Source organism: Pseudomonas sp. HS6-2 (genome assembly GCF_049325675.2).
GTDB lineage: Bacteria > Pseudomonadota > Gammaproteobacteria > Pseudomonadales > Pseudomonadaceae > Aquipseudomonas > Aquipseudomonas putida_N.
The window spans coordinates 5,596,085-5,620,192 of the sequence record NZ_CM143906.1 but is presented as its reverse complement, the minus strand read 5'-3'; the positions used below and the strand labels follow the sequence as shown (position 1 = coordinate 5,620,192).

General features: G+C 60.0%; 23 protein-coding genes. 10 read left to right on the top strand and 13 right to left on the bottom strand.

Annotated elements, in window-relative coordinates; genetic code table 11:
* The first annotated feature begins 156 nt into the window (after positions 1-156).
* The 5 genes from ehuB to ACOKS3_RS26280 all read left to right on the top strand — a co-directional run bounded on the left by ehuB (position 157) and on the right by ACOKS3_RS26280 (position 3,611).
* Entirely contained in the window at positions 157-1,014 is an 858-nt protein-coding gene (gene ehuB, locus ACOKS3_RS26300) for an ectoine/hydroxyectoine ABC transporter substrate-binding protein EhuB (RefSeq protein ID WP_017736585.1), read from the top strand.
* A gap of 69 nt (positions 1,015-1,083) precedes the next feature.
* Complete coding sequence (gene ehuC / locus ACOKS3_RS26295) at positions 1,084-1,743, top strand: ectoine/hydroxyectoine ABC transporter permease subunit EhuC (RefSeq protein WP_019818793.1); 660 nt, start codon at positions 1,084-1,086, stop codon at positions 1,741-1,743.
* Positions 1,740-2,396, top strand: coding sequence for an ectoine/hydroxyectoine ABC transporter permease subunit EhuD (gene ehuD / locus ACOKS3_RS26290; protein ID WP_017736583.1), 657 nt, complete (start codon positions 1,740-1,742; stop codon positions 2,394-2,396). The genes ehuC and ehuD overlap by 4 nt, the downstream gene beginning before the upstream one ends.
* A gap of 80 nt (positions 2,397-2,476) precedes the next feature.
* On the top strand, positions 2,477-3,271 hold the full coding sequence (gene ehuA, locus ACOKS3_RS26285) for an ectoine/hydroxyectoine ABC transporter ATP-binding protein EhuA (protein WP_017736582.1): 795 nt from the start codon (positions 2,477-2,479) through the stop codon (positions 3,269-3,271).
* Between the two features lie 100 nt (positions 3,272-3,371).
* Positions 3,372-3,611, top strand: coding sequence for a hypothetical protein (locus ACOKS3_RS26280; protein WP_017736581.1), 240 nt, complete (start codon positions 3,372-3,374; stop codon positions 3,609-3,611).
* 484 nt (positions 3,612-4,095) lie between these two features.
* On the opposite strand, the gene ACOKS3_RS26275 is transcribed toward ACOKS3_RS26280, so the two are convergent.
* Complete coding sequence (locus tag ACOKS3_RS26275; RefSeq protein WP_017736580.1) at positions 4,096-4,428, bottom strand: hypothetical protein; 333 nt, start codon at positions 4,426-4,428, stop codon at positions 4,096-4,098.
* Between the two features lie 233 nt (positions 4,429-4,661).
* Here ACOKS3_RS26275 and ACOKS3_RS26270 point away from each other — a divergent pair, with 233 nt between their 5' ends.
* Entirely contained in the window at positions 4,662-4,880 is a 219-nt protein-coding gene (locus tag ACOKS3_RS26270) for a hypothetical protein (RefSeq protein ID WP_017736579.1), read from the top strand.
* A 116-nt stretch (positions 4,881-4,996) separates the two neighbouring features.
* Here the strand turns inward: ACOKS3_RS26270 and ACOKS3_RS26265 are convergent, their stop codons facing one another.
* Positions 4,997-5,617, bottom strand: coding sequence for a tyrosine-type recombinase/integrase (locus tag ACOKS3_RS26265; RefSeq protein ID WP_017736578.1), 621 nt, complete (start codon positions 5,615-5,617; stop codon positions 4,997-4,999).
* 149 nt (positions 5,618-5,766) lie between these two features.
* Positions 5,767-6,684, bottom strand: coding sequence for a LysR family transcriptional regulator (locus ACOKS3_RS26260; RefSeq protein WP_017736577.1), 918 nt, complete (start codon positions 6,682-6,684; stop codon positions 5,767-5,769).
* Between the two features lie 143 nt (positions 6,685-6,827).
* Here ACOKS3_RS26260 and ACOKS3_RS26255 point away from each other — a divergent pair, with 143 nt between their 5' ends.
* Genes ACOKS3_RS26255 through ACOKS3_RS26245 form a run of 3 tightly spaced genes read left to right on the top strand, consistent with a single transcriptional unit; the run spans position 6,828 to position 10,905 of the window.
* The gene (locus ACOKS3_RS26255; RefSeq protein ID WP_017736576.1) at positions 6,828-8,252 is read left to right on the top strand and encodes a purine-cytosine permease family protein; all 1,425 of its coding nucleotides are present in this window, start codon (positions 6,828-6,830) and stop codon (positions 8,250-8,252) included.
* A 50-nt stretch (positions 8,253-8,302) separates the two neighbouring features.
* Positions 8,303-9,916, top strand: a complete 1,614-nt coding sequence (locus ACOKS3_RS26250; RefSeq protein WP_017736575.1) for a class I adenylate-forming enzyme family protein — start codon at positions 8,303-8,305, stop codon at positions 9,914-9,916.
* Positions 9,913-10,905, top strand: coding sequence for a thioesterase, FlK family (locus tag ACOKS3_RS26245; RefSeq protein ID WP_017736574.1), 993 nt, complete (start codon positions 9,913-9,915; stop codon positions 10,903-10,905). Before ACOKS3_RS26250 ends, ACOKS3_RS26245 begins: the two co-directional genes overlap by 4 nt.
* Positions 10,906-11,069: 164 nt before the next feature.
* Here the strand turns inward: ACOKS3_RS26245 and ACOKS3_RS26240 are convergent, their stop codons facing one another.
* The 10 genes from ACOKS3_RS26240 to exaC form a co-directional block, all read right to left on the bottom strand.
* Entirely contained in the window at positions 11,070-12,275 is a 1,206-nt protein-coding gene (locus ACOKS3_RS26240; RefSeq protein WP_017736573.1) for a tyrosine-type recombinase/integrase, read from the bottom strand.
* Positions 12,276-12,663: 388 nt separating this feature from the next.
* A complete protein-coding gene (locus ACOKS3_RS26235; protein ID WP_103448807.1) occupies positions 12,664-13,362 on the bottom strand; it encodes a LexA family transcriptional regulator in 699 nt (232 codons plus the stop codon).
* A gap of 176 nt (positions 13,363-13,538) precedes the next feature.
* Complete coding sequence (ppa, locus tag ACOKS3_RS26230; protein WP_003255365.1) at positions 13,539-14,066, bottom strand: inorganic diphosphatase; 528 nt, start codon at positions 14,064-14,066, stop codon at positions 13,539-13,541.
* Positions 14,067-14,159: 93 nt separating this feature from the next.
* Positions 14,160-14,975: a M90 family metallopeptidase gene (locus tag ACOKS3_RS26225; RefSeq protein ID WP_103448808.1), complete on the bottom strand. Its 816-nt coding sequence runs from the start codon at positions 14,973-14,975 to the stop codon at positions 14,160-14,162.
* Between the two features lie 8 nt (positions 14,976-14,983).
* Positions 14,984-15,631 (bottom strand): DedA family protein, encoded by a 648-nt coding sequence (locus ACOKS3_RS26220; protein WP_103448809.1) that lies wholly within the window; start codon positions 15,629-15,631, stop codon positions 14,984-14,986.
* 281 nt (positions 15,632-15,912) lie between these two features.
* The gene (locus tag ACOKS3_RS26215; protein WP_103448810.1) at positions 15,913-16,371 is read right to left on the bottom strand and encodes a GNAT family N-acetyltransferase; all 459 of its coding nucleotides are present in this window, start codon (positions 16,369-16,371) and stop codon (positions 15,913-15,915) included.
* 109 nt (positions 16,372-16,480) lie between these two features.
* Positions 16,481-17,311, bottom strand: a complete 831-nt coding sequence (gene eutC, locus ACOKS3_RS26210; protein ID WP_103448811.1) for an ethanolamine ammonia-lyase subunit EutC — start codon at positions 17,309-17,311, stop codon at positions 16,481-16,483.
* A gap of 9 nt (positions 17,312-17,320) precedes the next feature.
* On the bottom strand, positions 17,321-18,715 hold the full coding sequence (locus ACOKS3_RS26205) for an ethanolamine ammonia-lyase subunit EutB (protein WP_103448812.1): 1,395 nt from the start codon (positions 18,713-18,715) through the stop codon (positions 17,321-17,323).
* A gap of 46 nt (positions 18,716-18,761) precedes the next feature.
* Positions 18,762-20,210, bottom strand: a complete 1,449-nt coding sequence (eat, locus tag ACOKS3_RS26200; protein WP_103448813.1) for an ethanolamine permease — start codon at positions 20,208-20,210, stop codon at positions 18,762-18,764.
* A gap of 116 nt (positions 20,211-20,326) precedes the next feature.
* Positions 20,327-21,847: an acetaldehyde dehydrogenase ExaC gene (gene exaC / locus ACOKS3_RS26195; RefSeq protein ID WP_103448814.1), complete on the bottom strand. Its 1,521-nt coding sequence runs from the start codon at positions 21,845-21,847 to the stop codon at positions 20,327-20,329.
* Positions 21,848-22,102: 255 nt separating this feature from the next.
* On the opposite strand from exaC, the gene ACOKS3_RS26190 reads away from it, so the two are divergent.
* On the top strand, positions 22,103-24,091 hold the full coding sequence (locus ACOKS3_RS26190) for a sigma-54-dependent Fis family transcriptional regulator (protein ID WP_422763621.1): 1,989 nt from the start codon (positions 22,103-22,105) through the stop codon (positions 24,089-24,091).
* The last annotated feature ends 17 nt before the right edge of the window (positions 24,092-24,108 follow it).

The window sequence follows — 24,108 nt, the reverse complement described above, 5'->3', positions numbered from 1 at the left end:
CAGCGGGCACCTTAAAGCCCACAACAAAATCAATCGACCTGTACCGGACTGCGCCCAGCTCCATGAGATCAGTCCTTGTACGCTTTGCTCTTGTAACACTGCCTCCTACCACAGAGCCGTCACCGACGGGTCAACAAGAAACAGGAGATTTTATCGATGAGCAATTTCCCTTCCCGCAGCACCCATGCATTGCGTCACCTGTTCATAGCTTGCGCGATGTTCGGCCTAGCCGCCGGCGCCCAAGCCGCTACGACACTGGAAACCGTCAAACAGAACAGCAGCATCCGTATCGGTTATGCCAACGAAACCCCATTCGCCTTTACCGAAACCGACGGCAGGGTCACCGGTGAATCACCGGAAATCGCCAAAGCCATCTTTGCCAAAATGGGCATCAAACAGGTTGACGGCGTGTTGACCGAATGGGGCTCGTTGATCCCGGGTCTGCGCGCCGGGCGCTTCGACGTGATTGCCGCCGGCATGTACATCACGCCGGCTCGCTGCAAGCAGGTGCTGTTTACCGATCCGCAGTATCAACTGCCAGACGCGCTGCTTACGGCCAAAGGCAACCCGAAGGGGCTGCACAGTTACGAAGACATCGCCAAGAATCCCGAGGTGAAGCTGGCAATCATGGCCGGCACGGTGAACCTGGGCTATGCCCGCGACTCGGGTGTAAAGGATGAGCAAATCCTCCAAGTACCGGACACCACCGCCCAGTTGCAAGCCGTGCGCGCCGGTCGTGCCGATGCGGCAGTGGGTACTCAACTGACCATGAAAGGTTTGGCCGCCAAGGGTGGTGAAAAAGTTGAAGCAGTCACCGAGTTCAAGGATGACCCGTCACACATTGGATACGGTGCTCTCGCCTTCCGTCCGGAAGACAAAGACCTGCGCGATGCGGTCAACGCCGAGTTGAAAAAATGGTTGGGTTCCGAAGAGCACCTCAAGGCAGTTGCCCCTTTCGGGTTTGACAAATCCAACGTGACAAGCAAAACGGCTGCCGAGCTCTGCGCTCAATAGTCGAAACAGGCATGGCGCCACGGCGCGATGCCTATTTCCCTGCTTAACCCGGATGGACAGGTTTAAACCATGGGTGAATTACTTCCGCTATTGATACAAGGCGCTTGGGTGACGCTCCAGGTGACGATCTTCGGTTCGCTGCTGGCGATTGTCGCGGCGATTCTCGCGGCCCTGGGGCGCATGTCGCCCTGGCGGCCATTGCGCTGGTTTTCCATTGCTTACATTGAAGTGTTTCGCGGCACGTCGTTACTGGTGCAATTGTTCTGGCTGTTTTTTGTGCTGCCGCTGCCGCCCTTCAACCTTGAACTGAGCCCCTACAGCGTGGCCATCGTCGGCCTAGGCTTGCACATTGGTGCTTACGGCGCCGAGGTGATGCGCGGTGCGATCAGCTCCGTCGCCAAGGGTCAATACGAAGCGTCCACGGCACTCAACTTCAGCGGCTACAAACGCTTTCGCCGCATCATTCTTCCGCAGGCGTTGCTGGCCGCTATACCGCCGGGTACCAACCTGCTGATCGAATTGCTTAAAAATACTTCGCTGGTGTCGTTGATCACCCTGTCAGACCTGAGCTTCAGGGCTCGTCAACTGGATCAGGCCACTTTCCAGACCCTGGAAATCTTCAGTCTGGCGCTGGTGATGTATTTCATCCTGGCGCAAGCCATCAACATCGGCATGCGCCGCATTGAGCAGCATCTGGCTCGCGGGCGGTTGCGTGGAGGTCTGTCATGACACTGTTCGACTGGACCTATGCCTGGCATATCCTTCCCGATTTGCTGCGCGCCTCGCTCAACACCGTGGGCATTACCCTGATCGGTTTCCTGATCGCCATTGTGCTGGGACTGTTCCTGGCTATCGGCCGACGGAGCCGCAGAGTCTGGCTGTCGTGGCCGACCACCGCTGTGATCGAGTTCATTCGCAGTACGCCACTGCTGATCCAGGTGTATTTCCTTTACTACGTGCTGCCCAATTACGGCGTCAGCATGACCGCCATGCAAGTGGGCATTCTGGGTATCGGCCTGCATTACGCCTGTTACATCGCCGAGGTGTATCGCGGCGGCCTCGATGCGGTGCCGCGCGCACAATGGGAAGCAGTCACGGCGCTGAACATCGCCCCGTACAGCGCATATCGCAACATAATCCTGCCGCAGGCCCTGCGGCCGATCCTGCCGCCATTGGGTAACTATCTGGTGGCAATGCTCAAGGATACGCCGGTGCTGTCGGCGATTACCGTGGTGGAAATCATGCAACAGGCCAAGAACATCGGCTCCGAGAACTTCCGCTATCTGGAGCCGATCACCATGGTCGGTCTGTTTTTCCTCGCCCTAAGCATCGCTTTGGCTTATCTGGTACGGCGCCTTGAAGTGCGCCTGGAGCTACGCTAATGACTACCCCACTGTCGACACCCGGTGACCTTTCAAGGCACAGCAACCCGACCCCGCTGCATCCGCAAGAGGCCACGGCCATGCAGAAAACCAAACCGGTAAAGCCGATCGTCAGCTTCCAGGACGTTACCAAGAGCTACGGCAACTTTACCGTGCTCGATCATTTGAACCTAGACGTCACGCCGGGTGAAAAAGTCGCGATCATCGGCCCCAGCGGCTCCGGAAAATCCACACTGCTGCGGGTACTGATGACACTCGAAGGCATCGATGACGGACTGATTCGCATTGAGGATGACTTGCTGACCCACATGCCCAATCGCAACGGTGTATTGGTGCCCGCCAATGACCGGCACATCCGCCGAGTGCGTGGCAAGATCGGCATGGTGTTCCAGAGTTTTAACCTGTTCCCTCACATGACAGCGTTGCAAAACGTTATCGAGGCGCCGGTGCAGGTGCTCGGCATGAAACCGACCGAGGCCCGTGAACGTGCAGCAGACTTGCTGGAACTGGTGGGTCTGGGCAGCAAGCTCGGGCATTACCCATCGCAGTTGTCCGGTGGTCAACAACAACGGGTGGCGATCGCCCGGGCACTCGCCATGCGCCCGAAAGTCATGCTGTTCGACGAAGTGACCTCCGCCCTCGACCCGGAACTGTGCGGTGAAGTGCTCAACGTGATCCGCAAGCTCGGCACCGAACACAACCTGACCATGCTGATGGTGACGCATCAAATGGGTTTCGCCCGTGAGTTCGCTGATCGTGTGTGCTTTTTCTACAAAGGGCAGATTCACGAGCAGGGCACCCCGGCGCAAATCTTCGAACACCCGCAGCAGGAACGCACGTGCGCGTTTCTCAGTGCGGTGAAAGAAGCAAACTAGGCAAGCTCACCAGCCCTGGCCGCCACTCGGGTCGATTACGCGTTGGGATTGCAGTTCATCGTCCCGCTGGGGGATTTGGTAAAGCCAAAAGGAGTAGTTCATGACTTGCTTGATTTGTGGTGAAACTGCGGCGGTCGTTGAAACTGATGGTGAATACGAGGAAGGAATCTGTCCGAGCTGTGGGCATTGTCGAATTACGGGTGCGGCGCTTGTGCTGATGAAAACCCACGGCCGGTATTTCGATATAGAGCTGACTCGGAAGTGGATCACAGAGCACCAAGGCATCGGATTTATTCCAACAATTGATTCGCGCCAGGCAGTTCGCCTGATTGACGTTTAATCGGCGACTCAATTCAGATCCGTCACTGTCCCGCTGAGGCAAATACGCTTTTCTGTGGGCATAGGGGCCCAATCCAGGGGCATGTCCTGGCGGTGACGTGATTCGGATTTATGGGCTATTGGTTGATGGCCCGGTATATGGTCTGATTCAGGAGCTTTGTAATGACAGATACCCCCTTACAGAGATGCCGACGTGGTGTTGGCGTGCCCAAAATGTGGAAGCAACCACTTTGAACGTCCGCTTCCGCGAAAGTCGTAAGACCGCTTAGGGTCGATTTTTGCCTGTCGCCACCCTCAGATATGTGGCTTGGGGTTGGCGACCATTTAAACATTGAGAGTGGGATCGGGTGATGGTTTTAAATCCAATCCGGGATACGACTAACGCCCCTAATATTTGAGGCTTCAATCGACACGAATCTGTTGGGTGGCCCGCGGTAAAGTGAATGCGGCATGATGCCCAGCGGGCGAAAAGTGAGAGTACCCACTTACATCGGTTTGACCGAGACTACTTCCACAAACCTGAATTTTTTTCTGGCCGTCTTTGTAGCTTCTTGTTCTGCAACTAGGGAGCTCAGCGTATCGGCCTCATGCACCATCTCGTACATCTCGCCTTCAAATTCGTTTCCCACACGGAGCGTAACTCTCAACCTAGGAGTGAAGCCTTTTGAGACTGCCTTTTTCTTCGCTGCCTTCACCGGTTGTACGATCACAACATCCGGGACTGTGTCCTGCACGTCTGAGTTAATTGCCGGCGCAGAGGGCTCAGAATCACCGAATAGCGCCCGGCGCATCTCATCTTCCATCAATTCCGTATTCATACCATTTCTCAGAAGGGTGTTATCTATAACCTGATCGATTCTATCAGGATGGCCGGACTCTGTAGTAAAGCGTCGTTGGGTCTGACCTGAGGTGACAAAGGCCAACAGAGCAGATACCGGCGAGCGTCAGCATCTGTCCATCTGCCGCCTATCATGGCGGGCAGCTGTCGGCCAGTCTCAGCCAAAGACGAGATGAGCTAGGCTTCCGGCATCATTCCTCAAGGACGACCGCCATGCCAGATAACTCAGACTGCAAGATCGCCACGGCGGACGCTCTGACATTGCTCCTCCACAACCAGCACGCCTTAAGTGCAGCTATAGAAGAAATAACCAAGTGGCTCTCAGAAAATGGGGTAGGAAGCGTCGCCGCTAATGCGATGTCGGCTATGGAAACGCTGGACACTAATGCTCAAGCCATCACAGATTCCATTTTGAGGATACGCCAGTCATAAATTACTCAGCGCAAGACTGCCCTCTGATTTGAATGCCCCCCGATTTTGTAGACACAATTGACTGGCGGCTATGGGACGGATAGCGACGGTCTAGCATCGACCGTCGCAGTGAATGGTCAGACTTCCGTCTGCTCGGCCATTTCCAAGGCATCATCGACCTCGATTCCCAGGTATCTGACAGTGCTTTCAAGCTTCGTATGACCAAGCAGGAGTTGGACGGCTCTCAGGTTCTTCGTCCTGCGATAGATCAACGAAGCCTTGGTTCTCCTTAGCGTGTGGGTTCCGTACATGGTTGGATCAAGGCCAATAGCTGTCACCCAAGCTTTGACTATTCGAGCGTATTGCCTGGTGGAAAGATGGTCTGAGGCGTGCAACCGGCTCGGGAACAAGAAGTCCTCGCTGCGGAGACGCGCCTCGCGCATCCAAGCCTCCAGAACCGTTCGGGTTTGCTCAGTGATTTCAAACTGCACTGGGTGCTGAGTTTTTTGCTGCATCACGATGGCCCGTGACGACACATGCTCCCCATGGGCGATGTCTCGGACTCGCAACTTGGTTAAGTCACAGGCACGCAGCTTGCTATCGATGGCCAAGTTGAATAGCGCCAAATCACGCGCCTTCTCAGCAAGCTGAAGTCTTACTCGGATAGCCCAGATATCTCTGACTCGGAGCGGGGCTTTCTGACCGACAAGCTTTCCCTTGTTCCAAGGCTGATGGCTGTATGTAGCAATGGTGTTCATGGCTCGTCCTCCACGTTGAGGGAGGACAAGAGTGGATCAGTCACAATGGCTGGTGGTCGCTATCCGACCCATAGCTGTCGTTCACCAGCGGAAAACTGCTCCGCAACGGACTGTCGAAAATAGCTCGGCGGAGAAATCAAAAACCTTCATCAGATTGTCGAGGTTTCAAGCGTATCGGCTTCATTGAACAGTTCGCGCATCACCACCACGAACGCTTCAGCCGGGCGGGATGGGTTCTGGGTTTGCGACGAGGCGATCACGACTCGTTGCGGTGGGATGCTAGCGTCAAATGGGCGACACACGATGGGTCGCCCGTCGTAGCTCAAGTCTCCAGCGGGTCGAGTGACGAGAATCGACACTCCGTGCCCATGTGCCACGAGTGAGCGCACCATTTCCACCGAGCGCAACTCCATAATGACATTGGGCTCTACACCGCCCGAGCGGAACAGTGACAGGAAATAGTCGCGACTGTGAGGTAGGTCTAGAAGGATAAAGGGCTCGGTTTGCAAATCCTGAATACACAAGCTGGCTTTTGCTGCCAGATGATGCCCTTCGGGCAGCAGCACATAAGGTGATTGCAGTCCCACCGCCTGTAGCTTGACCTTACGAGCCAGGTTCATGTCATAGATCAGCGCTAAATCAAGGGTGCCGCGCTCCACCCGTTCAATCAGTTCCTCGGTGTCACCTTCGACAATGGCGACTCGTACCTCAGGAAAGCGCTGCTTGAAGCGCTCGACCATGGTGGGGACATGTCGCGCGCCCAACGTTGCAAAGCAACCCACCGAAAGGTCCCCCACCACGCTATCAGTCTCCTTGGCAGAGAGCTGCGCGGCACTTTGCAGTAGCTGCCTTGCTTGCTGGTAACGGCGGGTTCCGGCGGAGCTGAGTTCGATCCCTTTGCCTGGAATCCTCACGAACAAGCGCTCATCCCATAAGGCTTCCAACTCCGCAATCGCGTTTGATATCGAGGGTTGGGACACACTCAGCGACTTCGCCGCATTGACGGTACTTCGACATTGGGCCGCTGCTACAAAATATTCGATTTGCCGAAGGCTGAAGTGAATCATTATTTTTAATTCGCTGTATCAACAGTGCATATTTTTAATTATATACCCCGCCGCTTAACCTCAGTCCATCCACAGCCTGTGTCCTTCCAAAAAACGCGCTGATCTGGCGCAGATGCTGCACTAACAATATCGAGGATTCGCCCATGGCTAGTTCAACTGCGCCTGTTGCACCGAGGTCGGTAATTGAAACCCGCTCCATCGATTACATACCGGAAAACGAGCGCCATGGCAGCGCCTTCGGTCAGTTCACACTGTGGCTGGGTGTGAACCTGAACATCACGGCCATCGTCACCGGGGCTTTGGCGGTGGTGCTGGGAGGCGATGTATTCTGGTCGTTGATTGGCCTTCTGATAGGCCAAGTACTTGGCAGCATCGTCATGGGCCTGCAAGCTGCCCAGGGGCCGGCGATTGGCCTGCCACAGATGATCCGCAGTCGCGTGCAGTTCGGTGTCTATGGTGCGGTCATTCCGCTTGTACTGGTGAGTTTGTTGTACGTGGGGTTCTCGGCGGGCGGCACGTTGCTGGCCGGTCAATCGGTGGCGAAAGTGCTATCGATCGCGGACTGGCAGGGCATCATTCTGTTCGGCCTGGTAACCCTGTTGTTGGCGACCCTTGGGTATCGCACCATCCACTCCATCGCCAAAGTAGCCAGCGTGGTGGGCGTCATTGCCTTTATCTACATGTTCGGTGCGTTGCTGGCCCGGCACGATATCCATGCGCTGCTCGACAATCGTCACTTCGTCGCTGCCAACTTCGTGTTTTCGATCTCGTTGGCAGCCGCCTGGCAGATTTCGTATGGGCCATATGTAGCGGACTACTCCCGATATTTGCCCAGTCAGACGTCCAAGTTGAAGATCTTTCTGGCTGCATCGCTGGGCACAGTACTGGGATCACAGGCCGCCATGACCTTCGGTGTGTTTGCCGCAGCCCTCGCCGGAACCGCCTTCTCGGGCCATGAGGTAGAGTTTGTCGTCAGCCTGGGCTCGACGGGTGTGTTGGCCATGATCCTGTATCTGGTGGTCGGCTTCGGCAAGATCACCATGATGACCCTCAACGCTTACAGCAGCTACATGTCCAGCGCGACCATTGTCAGCGCGTTCTGCGGCGTCAGCAGAGTGTCTCTGGCCCATCGCTTCATCTATGTGCTGGGAATGGTGTCCGTTGCAGTGCTGATTGCCCTGGCCGGTTCCCACAGCTTTATCAGTGCGTTTTCTTCCTTCCTCATTTTTCTCCTGGCGTTCATCACCCCCTGGAGCGCGATCAGCCTGGCCGACGTGTTCTTCGTCAACGGCACGCGCTATGACCTGGCAGCTCTCAATGATCCCGCTGGCCGCTATGGCCGTTGGAACTGGCCGGTTATTGCCACCTACTGCTGTGGGGTACTGATGGAGTTGCCGTTCATTTCCAGCGGTTTCTACACCGGACCGGTCGCCCGTGCGCTGAACTATGCAGATGTTTCCTGGGTGGTCGGCCTGCTGGGTACCGGAATGCTTTATTGCCTGGTCAGTCGGCGAATGGCCGCCAGGGTGCCACCGTCCCTGACGCCTGCTCTCGACAGCAAAGCCTAACTGGATTTCCAATCCAATCAGCCTTCACTTCACTCTCAGGTAGTCTTTTCATGACATCGGATAAATCCCGCTTCGCACGCGAAAACTTGCCCGGCGACCCATACGCAATGCTGTTGCACTGCGCGAACCGCTGGCCGGACAAGGAGGCGCTCGTATTTGACTCCACACCTCAGCGGCTGACCTTCAGCCAATGGTTGCTTGCTTCCCAGACACTGGCCTGTGCCTTGCGGCGGCGCGGGATTCAACCCGGCAGCTCGGTGGCATTGTGGGCGGAAAACAGAATCGAATGGCCAATCGCGCAGGTCGCCATCGCTGCCATTGGTGCGGTGCTGGTGCCGGTTAATACGCACTTTCGCGAGGACGACCTCCTGCATGTGCTGGACCACAGTCAGTCGGTGGCGATCTTGCTTTCCGCGCGCTTTCGCTCCAGTGACTATCTGTCCATGACACTGGACACTCGTAACCGGTTACCCCTTCTGCGCGACGTGATTTGTTTCGACGGACCTGGGCTTCACGCTGAGAATTGCTGGAGTTACGCAGCACTGATGAGCGAAGGACCGCAGCTGCCATTTCAGGCGTGGCCCTGGTCGCCTCGCGAGCTGGCCAGCATCCAGTACACCTCCGGCACCACAGGGCGGCCAAAGGGCGCTGAACTGTGCTTCGAAGGCATGTTGATGAATGCACGAGGAACCGTCGCGCGTCTGGCGGTTACCGCCGAGGATCGCTGGACTTCCATCATTCCGCTATTCCACTGCGCGGGCTGCATTATGAATGTGCTCTCAGCGCTGGCCGCAGGGGCTACGTATGTGGGGGTCAGTGCCTTCGAAGCCGAGCGAATGTTGCACCTCGTGGAGGCCGAGCGCTGTACGCTGCTGACGGGCGTTCCCACCTCTTATCTGGCCATGCTGGAGCACCCGCGACGAACACAGTACGACCTTGGCTCGTTGCGGGCGGGCACTTGCGGTGGCGCCGATTGCGACCCGGCTTTGCTCGAACGCTGCGCGTCTGCGTTCCCGATTCCAGGCCTGGTACAGGTGTACGGCCAGACTGAAGCCAGCACCCTTATCGCTTTGGACAGTTGCGAGAGTGCGCAGCGATTCACCACCGCCGGCATGCCATTGCCAGGCATGCAGGTGCGCGTGTGTGATCCGGACAACGGCCAGGTGCTGGCCTGCGGTGAGACCGGGCAGGTTCAGGTGCGCGGGCCCATGGTGATGCTCGGTTATCATCGTGACCCGCTGGAGACTACTCGTTGTATCGACCTCGATGGCTGGATGCAGACGGGGGATCTCGGACGCGTTACCGCCGATGGCCGAGTGGAACTTGTGGGAGGACGGTTACGCGACATGATCATCCGCGGTGGCGAGAACATCTACCCGGTGGAGGTGGAGAACCTGCTACGCGGCCACCCGGCGATCACCGAAATCGCTGTATTTGCCATGCCGGATCCTTTCTACGGCGAAGTGGTCGCCGCGGCGGTCGAGTTGGGTGGGGCGCTCTCCGCTGCGCAGGTGAAGCAAGCGTGTGCCGGAAAAATCGCTGGGTTCAAGCATCCATCCAGGGTGTTCAAGGTCAGCCAATGGCCCATGACGTCCAGTGGAAAAATACTCAAGCGCGAGCTGAAAGCCCAAGCCATGGCGATGCAGTTGGAGGAATTGCCATGAGCACACCGATCATCGGCCACCGGCATCACTGCGCATTCGTACCAGGGCTTCAACAGACGGCTGCCGCCATCGGTAATGCCGGGGTGCAGGTGGTATCTACGCCGGCACTTATTGCTCTGCTGGAGGAAACGGCGGGCAGTGGCGTTCAGGCTTTCTGCGTTCCGGGATGGGGCACGGTTGGCACTAAAGTGGATATTGCGCATTTGAGCCCGGCCTGGCCGGGCATTGAGGTCCAGTGCGAAGCCGTGTTGGAGTCGACCAAGGGCCGCACGTTGAGTTTCGCGGTGAGCGCGAGCCAACAAGGGCGGTTAGTGATGCGCGGCCATCACGAACGAGTGAGGGTCGACCTCAGCCGCTTCTCCCTACCGCAACCGATCAGTGCGGGCGAGCCAATTGAGTTTTTTTTCGATTTTCACAGTCCATGGTGCTACCTGGCTATGCCGCGCTTGCGAGAAATCGCCGCTGCCCATGGTCGAGCGATTCATTGGCGGCCTATGCACTTGGCCAACCTGATCGATCACATCGGGGGGCGGCGACCACTGGAAGCATCGCCAGCATTTGTGCGGTGGTTTCAGCAGGATTTGCAGGATTGGGCTCGACTGAGACGCTTGACGCTAAGCTACCACCCTCAGTTTCCATTACGGCCTTCCCGAGCTTTGCGTTGCAGCTTGTATGCAATCGAGAAGGGAAAGGGCGTGGAGTTCATCTTCAACGTGATGCGAGCTTACTGGAGTGAAAACCGGGATATCAGCGACCTGGAGATCCTCGGCGATCTGGCGATTGCAGCAGGCCTGGACCGAAGTGCAACTATTCAAGCTGCTTCCGATGAGCGATTCAAACTGGCACTGGAGGCTAACAACGATCAAGCCGTGCAGGTAGGCGTTTTCGGTGCTCCGACCTTCATCGCCGATTCGAAGCTGTTCTGGGGCAATGATCGGCTGGAAATGATGGGAGATTATCTAGCCCAGAGTAACGGTCAGAACAATTAGTCCCTGGCGATGGAGGAGCGTTGAATCAGGCTTAAAGAGTGGGAAGGTTTCTGTATTGCTTCATTTGACGAACCGCTCCTCAATTCATACCCGGGAGCAAGTCGACTGACTGCTTATGGCCGGTTTCTGCCTGTTGTTACCGGCTGCTTTGGGCTGGCTGTGGGTCACTTCTTGCTCGTGCAGAACTTGGCCCATTCCGCCATCAGTGCCCTGCGCTTCTCCAGAAGGTCGGAGCGCGAATAGGCCGCCTCGGTCTGGTCGCGTTCATCATGGGCAAGCGCAAGCTCGCATACCTCTCGCGGGTAGTTGGTGCATTCGTTTGCCCAGTCCCGGAAGGTCGATCGAAAGCCATGTCTCGTGATGTCTGCATATCCCAGCTTGTGCAGCAGGTTGCGTATGGCGTTGCCATGCATGACACCATTCTTCCCTTGCCCAGGGAAGAGATATATTGAATGAGTCGTATTCATGATATCCAGCATCTCGACTACCGGGGGCGATAGAGGAATGACGAAAGGTTTTCGCATCTTCATGCGCTCAGCCGGCAGTGCCCAAGTGCCAGTTTCGAGGTCAAACTCAGACCATTGAGCATGTTGGATCATGTGGTAACGAGCACCGGTCAGAATCAGTAATCTGGTTGCGATGGCGTCACGTGTATCGATGTTGGCCAGGGTGGATATCAGCTTCGGAGTGTCTTTCCACTGCAGTGCTGGGAAGTGTTGGCGCTGCCTGGCCTTCTTCTTCTCTGCCTTGCTCAGCAAGTTGTCCAAGTGCCCGCGCCAGCGGGCAGGATTGTCTCCCTCGCGTAAACGCCGAGTCTTGGCTGCATCCAGTATTTGCTCGATCTGGCCCCTGATTTCATCAGCAGTCCGTGTCTTGGTTACCCAGATGGGTTGCAATGCAGCAAGCACATGCTCGGTGCTGATGATGTCAGCCGACAACTTGCCCATGGTCGGGAAGGCGTAGAGCTCCAGTTTGCGCAGCCAGCCTTTCCGCCACTTCTCAGACCAACTGCTGCCGTGTGCTTGTTGGTATTCGCGAGCGAGATCTTCGAACGTCGTGCGACGTGCTGCAGCCTGGCGTTCCGCTTCGCGCTTGGCTTCCTTTGCTGCATCGCGGGTTGCCAGTGGGTCGCTTCCGGAAGCTAGAAGCTTGCGTTGATCGGCGGCCAACTGCCGGGCTTGGCTGAGTGTGACGGTTGGGAAGGGGCCTAGCCCCATTTCGCGGCTGCGGCCATCCAGCTTGTAGCGGAAGATCCAGCTGGTGCCGCCGCTCTTGGATACCTGGAAGTACAGGCCATCGCCATCATTGGTTTTTCCTGGCGTTGCAGCCTTGGTTATCGACTCCACGGTCTTGCTGGTCAGCTTGCCCATTACTAGCTCCTACTCCAACCCACACCCCTCGACCCACACTTTGACCCACACCTTGGTCGCGGATTTTATGGATGGTTACTGGATGTCCTAGGACGAATGCTAAGCTGCAGGGCCCGTATTTGCTAGTGCTGTAGGATCTTGTCGGATTTCTTCGGGCAATAAAAAAGCCGGCTTGTGGCCGGCTTCTCGGGGACGGTTCCGACTAATTTATGGTAAGTCGCAACCGCCTTAACTGTGTGGCCAGCAAGGGCCTGAAAGAGATGGCAAACGGTCGTGTGGAGCGTCGCCTAGCCCTCTGGAACGCGGCTTGCGCCGGCCGGGGCTGAATGTGCCGCGTAGCATACAAGGGCTGGCGCGGTATGCCCAGAAAAAAATGGCACAGCGTGTGTCAGCCGGGGCGTCGCTGGCGGTAATGCGACCAATGGAACACCCAGCCGAGTACTTCCAGCTTCTGCGCCTTGCGCTGTAACGGTGTGTAGCGCTCCACCACCTCACGCCGGTTGTGGCTGTGCAGGCACAGGGTGCCTTGGTGGCCGAGGCTCAGGCTGTTCACCCTGAGCCTGCCGTTGTGCAGCAGGGCATAGATCTCGCCATCAACCACCCGGGTGTAGCTGAGGTCGATCGCCAGGATGGCATCGCGCGGAATCCACGGCGCCATGTTGGCGGCCGGCATGGTCATGCAGATGGCTTGCTCCACGGGTACGGCCAATGCCTCCAGCGCAGGTGCCGGCATGGCCAGGTGATGGCCGTCGAGCGCGATGACCTGGCCATTGCGCAGCTCGTGGAAGGGCACTTGAACCAGCGGGACAGGCTGGTCCGATGACGCACCGAATGCGTCTATCGGCATTGCCTGTGGCGCGTACATGCGCAGAAGCGAATGCGGGTGCTTGGGGCCTTCGCCCGTTTGCAACCAGCGACGCTGCACACAGAACAATTCGGCCATTTCATCGAGGCGGGCAATCGGGATGCCGCGGGTGAACCAGTTGTTGATGTGCTGCGACGTGACGCGGCGCTGGGCAGCGAAGTCTGCGGGGGTCAGGCCACATTCCCGGAGGAGTGCCTTGAGTCGGTCACCGGATCTGTTCATGACGCCGAGTGTAGCGGCCGGTTGCCAGTAGCGAAATGAACGTGATGTTGACGTGAACGGTGTGAAAACGGCCTGAAGGTAGGGCAAATGTGTAGGGCTGCGTAGGAATTTTTACCTACCTTCGGCGTCGCCCATAAAAAAACCCGCCGAGGCGGGTTTTTTTATGCAAGGCGGTATCAGCCCTTGTAGGCAGCGACCGACTTGGTGATCGCGGCACGGGCGGCGTCAGCGCCTTCCCAGCCTTCGATCTTGACCCACTTGCCCTTCTCGAGATCCTTGTAGTTCGCGAAGAAGTGCTCGATCTGCTGGATCAGCAGGGCTGGCAGGTCGGTGTATTCCTTAACGTCGACGTACAGCTGGCTCAGCTTGTCGTGAGGAACGGCGATGACCTTGGCGTCGCCGCCGCCGTCGTCGGTCATGTTCAGCACGCCGACCGGACGGGCACGGATGACCGAGCCTGGAGCAACCGGGTATGGGGTCACGACCAGCACGTCCAGCGGATCACCGTCGTCGGCCAGGGTGTTCGGGATGAAGCCGTAGTTGGCCGGGTAGAACATCGGGGTGGCCATGAAGCGGTCGACGAACAGGGTGTCGCTGTCCTTGTCGATTTCGTACTTGATCGGCGCGTGGTTGGCCGGGATCTCGATGGCGACGTAGATGTCGTTCGGCAGGTCTTTGCCAGCCGGAATCTTGCTGTAGCTCATTGGGCAGTGCCCCCGTGTTTGATCAAAAAAGTGGCGGCGATTATAGGCATATTCCGCCAGGCCATGCCACGTGTGGACGGATGTGCGGCCGCATCAGGCGTGGCTTTCACGGTAATCCGGGTGCCCGGCCTGCAGCTTCAGCAGGCGCTCGAGAGGGTTCTGCCGGTAGAACAGCGTCAGCTGCCGGTACACCTGTGGATAAGCCTGCTCCAGCAAGTCGGGAGCGCTGAAGAAGTACTCACTGGTGACGGCGAAGAATTCCGCCGGGTTTTCCGCGGCGTAAGGGTCGATGGCGGTTTCGGCATCGGGGTTGGCGTCGAGCTGGCGATTGAGGTCGTCATAGGCTTGCTGCATGGCTGCAGCCCAGTCTTCCACGTGCATGCCTGGGTGCAGCGGCGGCAGGCCGTTGGCATCGCCATTGAGCATGTCGAGCTTGTGCGCCAGCTCGTGGATCACCAGGTTGTAGGCCTCCCAGCCGCCACTGGCCAGCACTCCGGCCCAGGCCAGGATGATCGGCCCCTGTTGCCAGGCTTCGCCGCTGTGCTCGGCATCCCACACGTGCTCTACGCCGCTGGCATCGCGGTGGCGTTGCGGGCTCTTGAAGTCGTCGGGGTAGAGGATGATCTCGTGGAAACCCTGATACCAGTTCAACTCGCCCAGGTGCAGCAGTGGCAGCTGCGCCTGGGCGGCAAGAAACAGGCGCTGCTCGTCGTCAAGTTCGACCCCGGGGAGGGTGGTCAGGTGCTTGTCGAGCAGGAACAGGATGCATGCTTCGCGCAGCCACTGGTCTTCCGCATCGCTGATGCCATCGAGCATCGGCAGGCGATCACGGATCACCTGCCATTGCCCTGGCTCGATCGGGTAGCGCGCGAGGTTGCGCTTGCGCCGCCAGGCGCTGAAGGACCACATGTCGGCTGTCAGTGGGCCTTGGCGGTGCGGCCCAGGCGGCTGCGCAGCAGGCCGAGGATCATCGGCACCAGCGACAGCACGATGATGCCGACCACCATCAGCGACAGGTGCTGCTTGATGAACGGCACGTTGCCGAAGAAGTAGCCCAGGGTCACCAGGCCGCCGACCCACAGCAGCGAACCCGCCACGCTGAAACCGAGGAAACGCGGGTAGTGCATGTGGGCGATACCGGCTACGAACGGTGCAAAGGTGCGCAGGATCGGCAGGAAGCGCGCCATGGTCACGGTCTTGCCGCCATGGCGTTCATAGAACTCGTGGGTGCGCTGCAGGTAGTCGCGCCGGAAGATCTTCGAATTGGGATTGCTGAACAGTTTTTCGCCCGTCGTGCGGCCGATGATGTAGTTGGTGCTGTCGCCGAGAATGGCGGCGGCCATCAGCAGGCCCGCCAGCAGGACGGGGTCCATGCCGCCACCGGCGGCCACGGCGCCGGCGATGAACAGCAGTGAGTCGCCCGGCAGGAACGGCATCACCACCAAACCGGTTTCGCAGAAGATCACAGCAAACAGGATCGCGTAGATCCAGGGGCCATAGTTGCTAACCAGCAGGTCGAGGTAGGTATCGAGATGCAGGATTAAGTCCAGCGGGTTGAATTCCATGTACAGCACCTGTGTTCTTGACCCGCTTTACGGGCACGCGATGACGGACAATGCCCTGGGCGTCGGCATGACTACCTGTGGGTGGGGAAATTTCACACATGACAGGTCGAAGCATTATACGGCGAAGTCGGAAACCTGCCCGGGGAGTTTGTAGCGGGGGGTTACTGCGTCAAACGTACCGGCTCTTTCGCGAGGCAGTTGGCTCCCACAGGCATCATGTAATCATTGGGCCTGTGAAAATCCTGTGGGAGCGGCACTTGCCGGCGATGGGCCGGTACAGGTCAGTCCGGATTGATCGGCAGAATGTAGTTCTCGAACTCGGTGTCTTTGCGAAAGCCCATCGACTCATAGGTCTTGCGCGCCACCTCGTTGTTGGCGCTGGTCGAAACCCGCATGCGCACCGCGTTGGTTTCCTTGGCCATCTTCTTGGCCTCGCGCATCAGGTGGTCAGCTACCAGCATGCGCCGTGAGTCTTCGGCCACGAAGATGTCATTGAGAATCCACACCCGCTTCAGCGACAGCGACGAATAGCTCGGATAAAGCTGACAGAAACCCAGCAATTTGCTGTCATCGTCAACCGGCAAAGCCAGGTAGATGATTGATTCACTGCGCATAAGGCGCTTTTGCAGAAACTTGCGCGAACTGTCCGGATAAGGGAGCTGCCCATAGAACTCGCGATATCTGACGAACAGCGGGGTGAGCAGGTCGAGGTGTTCCAGGGTTGCCTTGATGATGCGCATGTGCGGCCCTCAGAGTCCATTTGGGGAAACAGCGGAATGCCTGCAGCTTTCATGGGCATGCTGCCCCAATGCTGGCCATCAGCGCAATCCGCCTTCCGTTACATGTTCTTTAACGTTCACCGAGCAGGAAGTTGCCTCGCTGGGTGGGGGCATTTTCACTGTCGATGCTATGGACCTCGGCCTCGTCCTTAAGATTCACACCGGAAAGCTGTCGCCTGCAGGCTTCGCGCATCAGGTATAGGAGGCGATGGGCCGCCATGCCGTAACTCAGGCCTTCCAGGCGGATATTGGAGATGCAGTTGCGATAGGCATCGGTCAGGCCGACCTTGGGCGCGTAGGTGAAATACAGGCCCAGGCTGTCTGGCGAACTCAGCCCCGGGCGTTCGCCGATCAGCATCACGGTCATGCGCGCCCCGAGCAGCTGGCCCACTTCATCCGCCACCGCCACCCGGCCTTGCTCTACCAGCACCACCGGGGCGCTGGTCCAGCCATCGGTAGCGGCCTGCTCCTCGAAGCGGGCCAGGAACGGCAAGGTATGGCGGTGCACGGCCAGGGCCGAGAGGCCGTCGGCGACCACGATGGCCAGGTCGACGCCATCGGGGTTGGCTTGGGCATGCTGGCGCAAGCGTTCGGCCGAGTCTTCGTTCAGCCGCCGGCCCAGGTCGGGGCGTTGCAGGTATTGGTGGCGGTCGCTGGCGGCACTGTGCAGCACCAGGCTGTCGCGGCCACGGTCCTTGAGCTGTTCGCTCAGGGCTGCGTGGTCGAACGCCAGGTGCACGGCGTCGCGGGCCTGGGCGTGGGCGAACTGGAAGTCCAGTTGCGCGCCGGTGGGCAGGCTGGTGCCGCAACGGCCCAGGGCGATACGCGCCGGGGTCAGGTTGCGCAGGGCCAGCCAAGGGCTTTCCTGGGTAGAGAGCGTGGGTGGGGATCGGTCTGCCATGGTCACCTCTTATGCCAGTTGCGCCAAGGCCTGGCGGAATGCCGGCGGCAGGTTGTCGCCAAAGCGCACGCGGCCATCGGCCTGGGTGAAGATGCCGGTGCGTTGCAGCCAGGCCTCGAATTCCGGCCCGGGCTTCAGGCCCAGGGTCTGGCGCGCATACAGCGCGTCGTGGAATGACGTGGTCTGGTAGTTGAGCATGATGTCGTCGGAGCCGGGGATGCCCATGATGAAGTTGATCCCGGCCACGCCCAGCAGGGTCAGCAGGGTGTCCATGTCGTCCTGGTCGGCTTCGGCGTGGTTGGTGTAGCAGATGTCGCAGCCCATCGGCACGCCGAGCAGCTTGCCGCAGAAGTGGTCTTCGAGGCCGGCGCGGATGATCTGCTTGCCGTTGTACAGGTATTCGGGGCCGATGAAGCCGACCACGGTGTTGACCAGGAACGGCTTGAAGTGGCGGGCCACGGCGTAGGCGCGGGTCTCGCAGGTTTGCTGGTCGACACCGTGGTGGGCGTTGGCCGACAGCGCGCTGCCCTGGCCGGTCTCGAAGTACATCAGGTTCTGCCCGAGGGTGCCGCGCTTGAGCGACAGGCCGGCCTCGTAACCTTCCTGCAACACGTTGAGGTTGATGCCAAAGCCGGCGTTGGCCGCCTCGGTGCCGGCGATCGACTGGAACACCAGGTCCAGCGGCACGCCGCGGTTGATCGCTTCGATCGAGGTGGTGACGTGGGTCAGCACGCAAGCCTGGGTTGGGATGTCGTAGCGCTGGATGATGGCGTCGAGCATTTCCAGCAGGGCGCAGATCGAGGCGATGCTGTCGGTGGCGGGGTTGATGCCGATCATGGCGTCACCGTTGCCGTAGAGCAGGCCGTCGAGGATGCTGGCGGCGATGCCGGCCGGCTCATCCGTCGGGTGGTTGGGCTGCAGGCGGGTGGACAGGCGCCCGCGCAGGCCCATGGTGCCGCGGAACTGGGTGACCACGCGGATCTTCTGCGCCACTAACACCAGGTCTTGCACGCGCATGATCTTTGACACCGCGGCGGCCATTTCCGGGGTCAGCCCTGGGGCGAGGGCACGCAGGCTCTGTTCGTTGGCCTCTTCGCCGAGCAGCCAGTCGCGCAGGCCGCCAACGGTCAGGTGGCTGACCGGGGCAAAGGCTTGGGCATCATGGCTGTCGACGATCAGCCGGGTGATCTCATCCTCTTCGTAGGGGATCAGCGCTTCATTGAGGAAATGGCTGAGCGGGATGTTGGCCAGGGCCATCTGCGCGGCGACCCGTTCGCCGTCGTTGCTGGCGGCAACACCGGCCAGGAAGTCCCCGGAACGGGCCGGGCTGGCCTTGGCCATCACCTCCTTGAGGCTGTCGAAGCGGTAGACCAGGTGGCCCACTGTGTGTACGAAACTTGCCATACAGAATCTCCAGAGCCGCGGGCTGGCCCGCGGCAGGTGGCGGCGATCAGTGCAGGGCCTCTTCGGCCTTCTGGATCGCGGCGAATTCCTCTTCCGGTGTGCCCGCCACCAGGTGGTGGCGGCTGTAAAACGCAAAGTAGGCAATAAGTACCGCATAGATCACCGCAGCGCCAATCACCACCCGTGGGTCGACCAGGAAGCCCGCGACCACGGCGATGCAGGCCAGCACCAGGGCCAGGCCCGAGGTGAAGATGCCGCCCGGGGTGCGGTAGGGGCGTTCCATTTTCGGCCGACGGATGCGCAGGGTGATGTGCGCAGCCATCATCAGCACATACGACAGTGTGGCACCGAATACCGCCACCAGGATCAGCAGGTCGCCCTGGCCGGTCAGCGACAGGGCGAAACCGATGATGCCCGGGATCACCAGCGCCATGACCGGGGCCTTGCTCTTGTTGGTTTCCGACAACTTGCGCGGCAGGTAGCCGGCGCGGGAGAGGGCGAAGATCTGCCGCGAATAGGCGTAGATGATCGAGAAGAAGCTGGCGATCAGGCCGGCCAGGCCCACCAGGTTGACGAAGCTGCCCATCCAGGTGGCGCCGCCGTAGGCCTTGGCCAGCGCCTCGACCAGCGGGTTGCCCGAGGCCTTCAGGGCTTCGGAACCCGCACCGCCAGGGCCGACCACCAGGATCAGCAGGGCGAAGGCCAACAGCACAAGCATCGCGCCAATCAGGCCGCGGGGCAGGTCACGTTTGGGGTTCTTGGTTTCTTCGGCGGCCAGCGGCACGCCTTCGACGGCTAGGAAGAACCAGATGGCGTAAGGGATCGCGGCCCACACACCGACATAGCCGAATGGCAGGAAGCTGCTGGCGCCGGCGGCGTCCGTTTTGGCGATGTCGAACAGGTTGGCTGCATCAAAATGGGGCACCATTGCCACCAGGAACACGGCCAGGGCGATAGCCGCGATGGCGGTGATGATGAACATCAGCTTCAGCGCTTCACCCACACCGAAAATGTGGATGCCGATGAAGACCACGTAGAACGCCAGGTAGATCATCCAGCCGCCGATGCCGAACAGTGACTGGCAATAGGCGCCGATGAACGTGGCGATGGCGGCCGGGGCGATGGCGTATTCGATGAGGATCGCGGTGCCGGTCAGGAAGCCTCCCCATGGGCCGAAGGCGCTGCGGGCAAAGCCGTAGCCGCCGCCCGCAGTGGGGATCATCGAAGAAAGTTCGGCCAGCGAGAAGCACATGCACAGGTACATGGTGGCCATCAGCAAGGTGGCGAGGAACATGCCGCCCCAGCCGCCTTGGGCCAGGCCGAAGTTCCAGCCGGCATAGTCGCCGGAAATCACGTAGGCAACGCCCAGGCCCACCAGCAGTACCCATCCGGCGGCGCCTTTTTTCAGTTCACGTTGCTGGAAATAGTCCGAACCGACTTTTTCGAAGTCGACGGAAGACCCTGCCGGCGCACCGGCGGAATGATCGCTTGGCATAGATTCACCTGTTCTTTTTCTTGATGGCCGGAAGGGGGCCGGCCGATGGTGATAGGTACTGCAGGAAGCGAGCCAGAGCGGTTGGGGCCGCCATTCGGCGGCCCCAGTGCACTGTTTTAGAAGAAGCCCAACGGGTTGATGTCGTAGCTCACCAGCAGGTTCTTGGTCTGCTGGTAGTGGTCGAGCATCATCTTGTGGGTTTCACGGCCGACGCCGGACTTCTTGTAGCCACCGAACGCGGCATGCGCCGGGTACAGGTGGTAGCAGTTGGTCCACACGCGGCCGGCCTTGATGCCGCGGCCCATGCGGTAGGCGCGGTTGATGTCGCGGGTCCACACGCCGGCACCGAGGCCGAACTCGGTGTCGTTGGCAATCGCCAGGGCTTCGGCTTCGTCCTTGAAGGTGGTGACGCTGACCACCGGGCCGAAGATTTCTTCCTGGAACACGCGCATGCGGTTGTTGCCCTTGAGCAGGGTCGGCTGGATGTAGTAACCGGTGGCCAACGCGCCTTCGAGTTTTTCCACCTTGCCGCCGGTCAGCAGTTCGGCGCCTTCGTTCTGGGCGATCTCGAGGTACGAGAGGATCTTCTCGAACTGCTGCTGCGAGGCCTGGGCGCCGACCATGGTGTCGGTGTCGAGCGGGTCGCCGCGCTTGATCTGCAGCACCTTCTTCATCACCACTTCCATGAACTGCGGGTAGATCGACTCCTGCACCAGGGCGCGCGATGGGCAGGTGCACACCTCGCCTTGGTTGAAGAACGCCAGCACCATGCCTTCGGCGGCCTTGTCGATGAAGCTCGGCTCGGCCTGCATGATGTCTTCGAAGTACACGTTGGGCGACTTGCCGCCCAGCTCGACGGTGGACGGGATGATGTTCTCGGCCGCGCATTTCATGATGTGCGAGCCGACCGGGGTGGAGCCGGTGAAGGCGATCTTGGCGATGCGCTTGCTGGTGGCCAGCGCTTCACCGGCCTCGCGGCCATAGCCTTGCACCACGTTGAGCACGCCCTTGGGCAGCAGGTCACCGATCAGCTCGACCAGCACGGTGATGCCCAAAGGGGTCTGCTCGGCCGGCTTGAGCACCACGCAGTTGCCGGCGGCCAGGGCCGGGGCGAGCTTCCAGGCGGCCATCAGGATCGGGAAGTTCCACGGGATGATCTGCCCGACCACGCCCAGCGGTTCGTGGATGTGGTAGGCCACGGTGGTTTCGTTGATTTCGGCGGCGCCGCCTTCCTGGGCGCGGATGCAGCCAGCGAAGTAGCGGAAGTGGTCGACGGCCAGCGGGATGTCGGCGTTGAGGGTTTCGCGGATCGGCTTGCCGTTGTCCCAGGTTTCGGTGATGGCCAGGAGTTCCAGGTTCTGTTCGATACGGTCGGCGATTTTCAGCAGGACGTTGGAGCGGTCCTGGACCGAGGTGCGGCCCCAGGCGTCGGCGGCGGCGTGGGCGGCATCCAGGGCCTTTTCGATGTCTTCGGCAGTGGAACGAGGGAATTCGGCGATCAACTGGCCGTTCACCGGCGAGGTGTTCTCGAAGTACTGGCCTTTGACCGGGGCCACGAACTCACCGCCGATGAAGTTGCCGTAACGGCTCTTGAAGGAAACCTTCGCGCCCTCGGTACCGGGATGTGCGTAACGCATGGTGTGTCTCCTGGCTGTTATGTTTGTTGAGGAGTTGAAAAGCGTAGAGCAAAGGTTGGGCCAGCGTGGTGCACCCTCGTGGAATCAACGACTTGGGTCATGCCCAGGTGCAGCGGGAAGGCGCGCTGTGCCAGGCCTGGCACGGCCGGGGTGACACTTTGTACCGTTTGCGACACGTGGCGGGCGGGCACGTTGCAAAGCCTGCGCGGGTGGAGGATGCTGGCGTGAATCTCTATCTGCGGAGAACAACAACAAATGCAGAGCAACTCATTCAGCCGCCATGCCCAGCAGGTGCATACCGTTGCCCGAGGCGAAGCGGGTAGCGATCCGTCCATTGCCCGCTCTTGGTTGCGCTGCCTGGACGACTATCACCTCGACCCGTCGGTGATCGAGGCTCCGGTGGTGCTTGAGCACGGCCGCCTGCTGGAGAGCCGCGAACGGCTGCGCCAGGTGCTGAAGATCGCCGACAACGAAATGAACAGCCTGCACCAGCAGCTATCCGGCGCCGGCCATGCGGTGCTGCTGACCGATGCCCGTGGGGTGATCCTCAACTGCGTGACCGCGCCCTCCGAGCGGCGCAACTTCGAGCGCGCCGGGCTGTGGCTGGGGGCGGACTGGAGTGAGGCCCGCGAGGGCACCAACGGTATCGGTACCTGCCTGGTCGAGCGCCAGGCCCTGACCATTCACCAGAATGAGCACTTTCGCGGCCGCCATACCGGGCTGACCTGCTCGGCGAGTCCGGTGTTCGACCCGCACGGTGAACTGCTGGCAGTGCTCGATGTGTCCTCGGCGCGGCCGGACGTGTCGCGCCAGAGCCAGTTCCACACCATGGCACTGGTCAACCTCTCGGCGAAGATGATCGAGAGCTGCTATTTCCTGCGCCATTTCGAGCAGCAGTGGTTGCTGCGCATTCACGTGCAGGCCGAGTCGGTCGGCCAGTTCAGCGAAGGGTTGCTGGCGTTCGACGGCGATGGCCGCATTTGCGCCGCCAACCAGAGTGCCCTGAACCTGTTAGGCACCATTCGCGGTGGCGTGCTGGGCAAACCGCTGGAAATGTTCTTCGCCTGCAGCCATGACGAGCTGTTCAGCCGTGCCACGCCCGGTGGCAGTACGGTCTGGCCGTTGCGCACCCGTGATGGCCGCCAAGTGTTTGCAAGCCTGCGCGGGCAGGCGAGGGCGCCGCTGTGGACGGTGCCGGCCAGCCTGCCCCAGGCCAGGGCCGCCGCGGAGCCGGGCATCTGCCTGCTGGACCCGGCCTTGCAGCACGACTTCTACCGTGCCGTGCGCGTGTTCGAGCGCGATGTGCCGCTGCTGCTGTGTGGCGAGACCGGTTGCGGCAAAGAGGCCTTCGCCCAGGCCGTGCACCAGGCCAGTCAGCGCCGTGGCAAACCTTTCGTAGCGGTGAACTGTGCCTCGATTCCCGAGAGCCTGATCGAGAGCGAGCTGTTCGGCTATCGCGGCGGAAGTTTTACCGGCGCGCGCAAGGAGGGCATGCGCGGCAAGCTGCTGCAGGCCGATGGCGGTACCTTGCTGCTGGACGAGATCGGCGACATGCCGCTGGCCTTGCAGACCCGCCTGTTGCGGGTGCTGGAAGAGCGCCAGGTGGTACCGATCGGGGGTGAGCCGCAGGCGGTGGATGTGCGTATCGTCAGTGCCACCCACCGGGACCTGCTGGAGCGGGTGGAGCAGGGCAGTTTTCGTGAAGACCTGTACTACCGGTTAAATGGCTTGGAAGTGGCGCTTCCAGCGGTGCGCGAGCGTAGCGACAAGGAGGCGTTGCTGGACTTTCTGTTACGCCAGGAGGCGCAGGGGCAGGTTGTGCAACTGGCGCCAGAAGCGCGTCAGGCGCTGCTGAGCTTTGCCTGGCCGGGGAACGTGCGGCAGATGCGCAATGTGTTGCGGACCTTAGTGGCCCTGTGTGAAAACTCGCTTATCAAGTTCTCGGATCTCCCCGCCATCATCAAAGCTCATGAGACCTCTGTAGGAGCGGGCTTGCCCCGCGAAAGCGTCCGGCCAGGCTTTTACACTGGTGCTGATGGCCTCTTGGCGGGGCAAGCCCGCTCCTACAAGTCGGGTTTAGCTATGGACGGGGGCGCGCTTCTTCAAGATGCCGAGCGTCAGGCGCTAATGGACATCCTGGAGGCAAAACACTGGCACTTGACCCGGGTCGCCGAGCACCTGGGCATCAGCCGCAATACCTTGTATCGAAAACTGCGCAAACACGGCATCGCCAGGGGCGTATGAGCAAAACACCGGGTGCG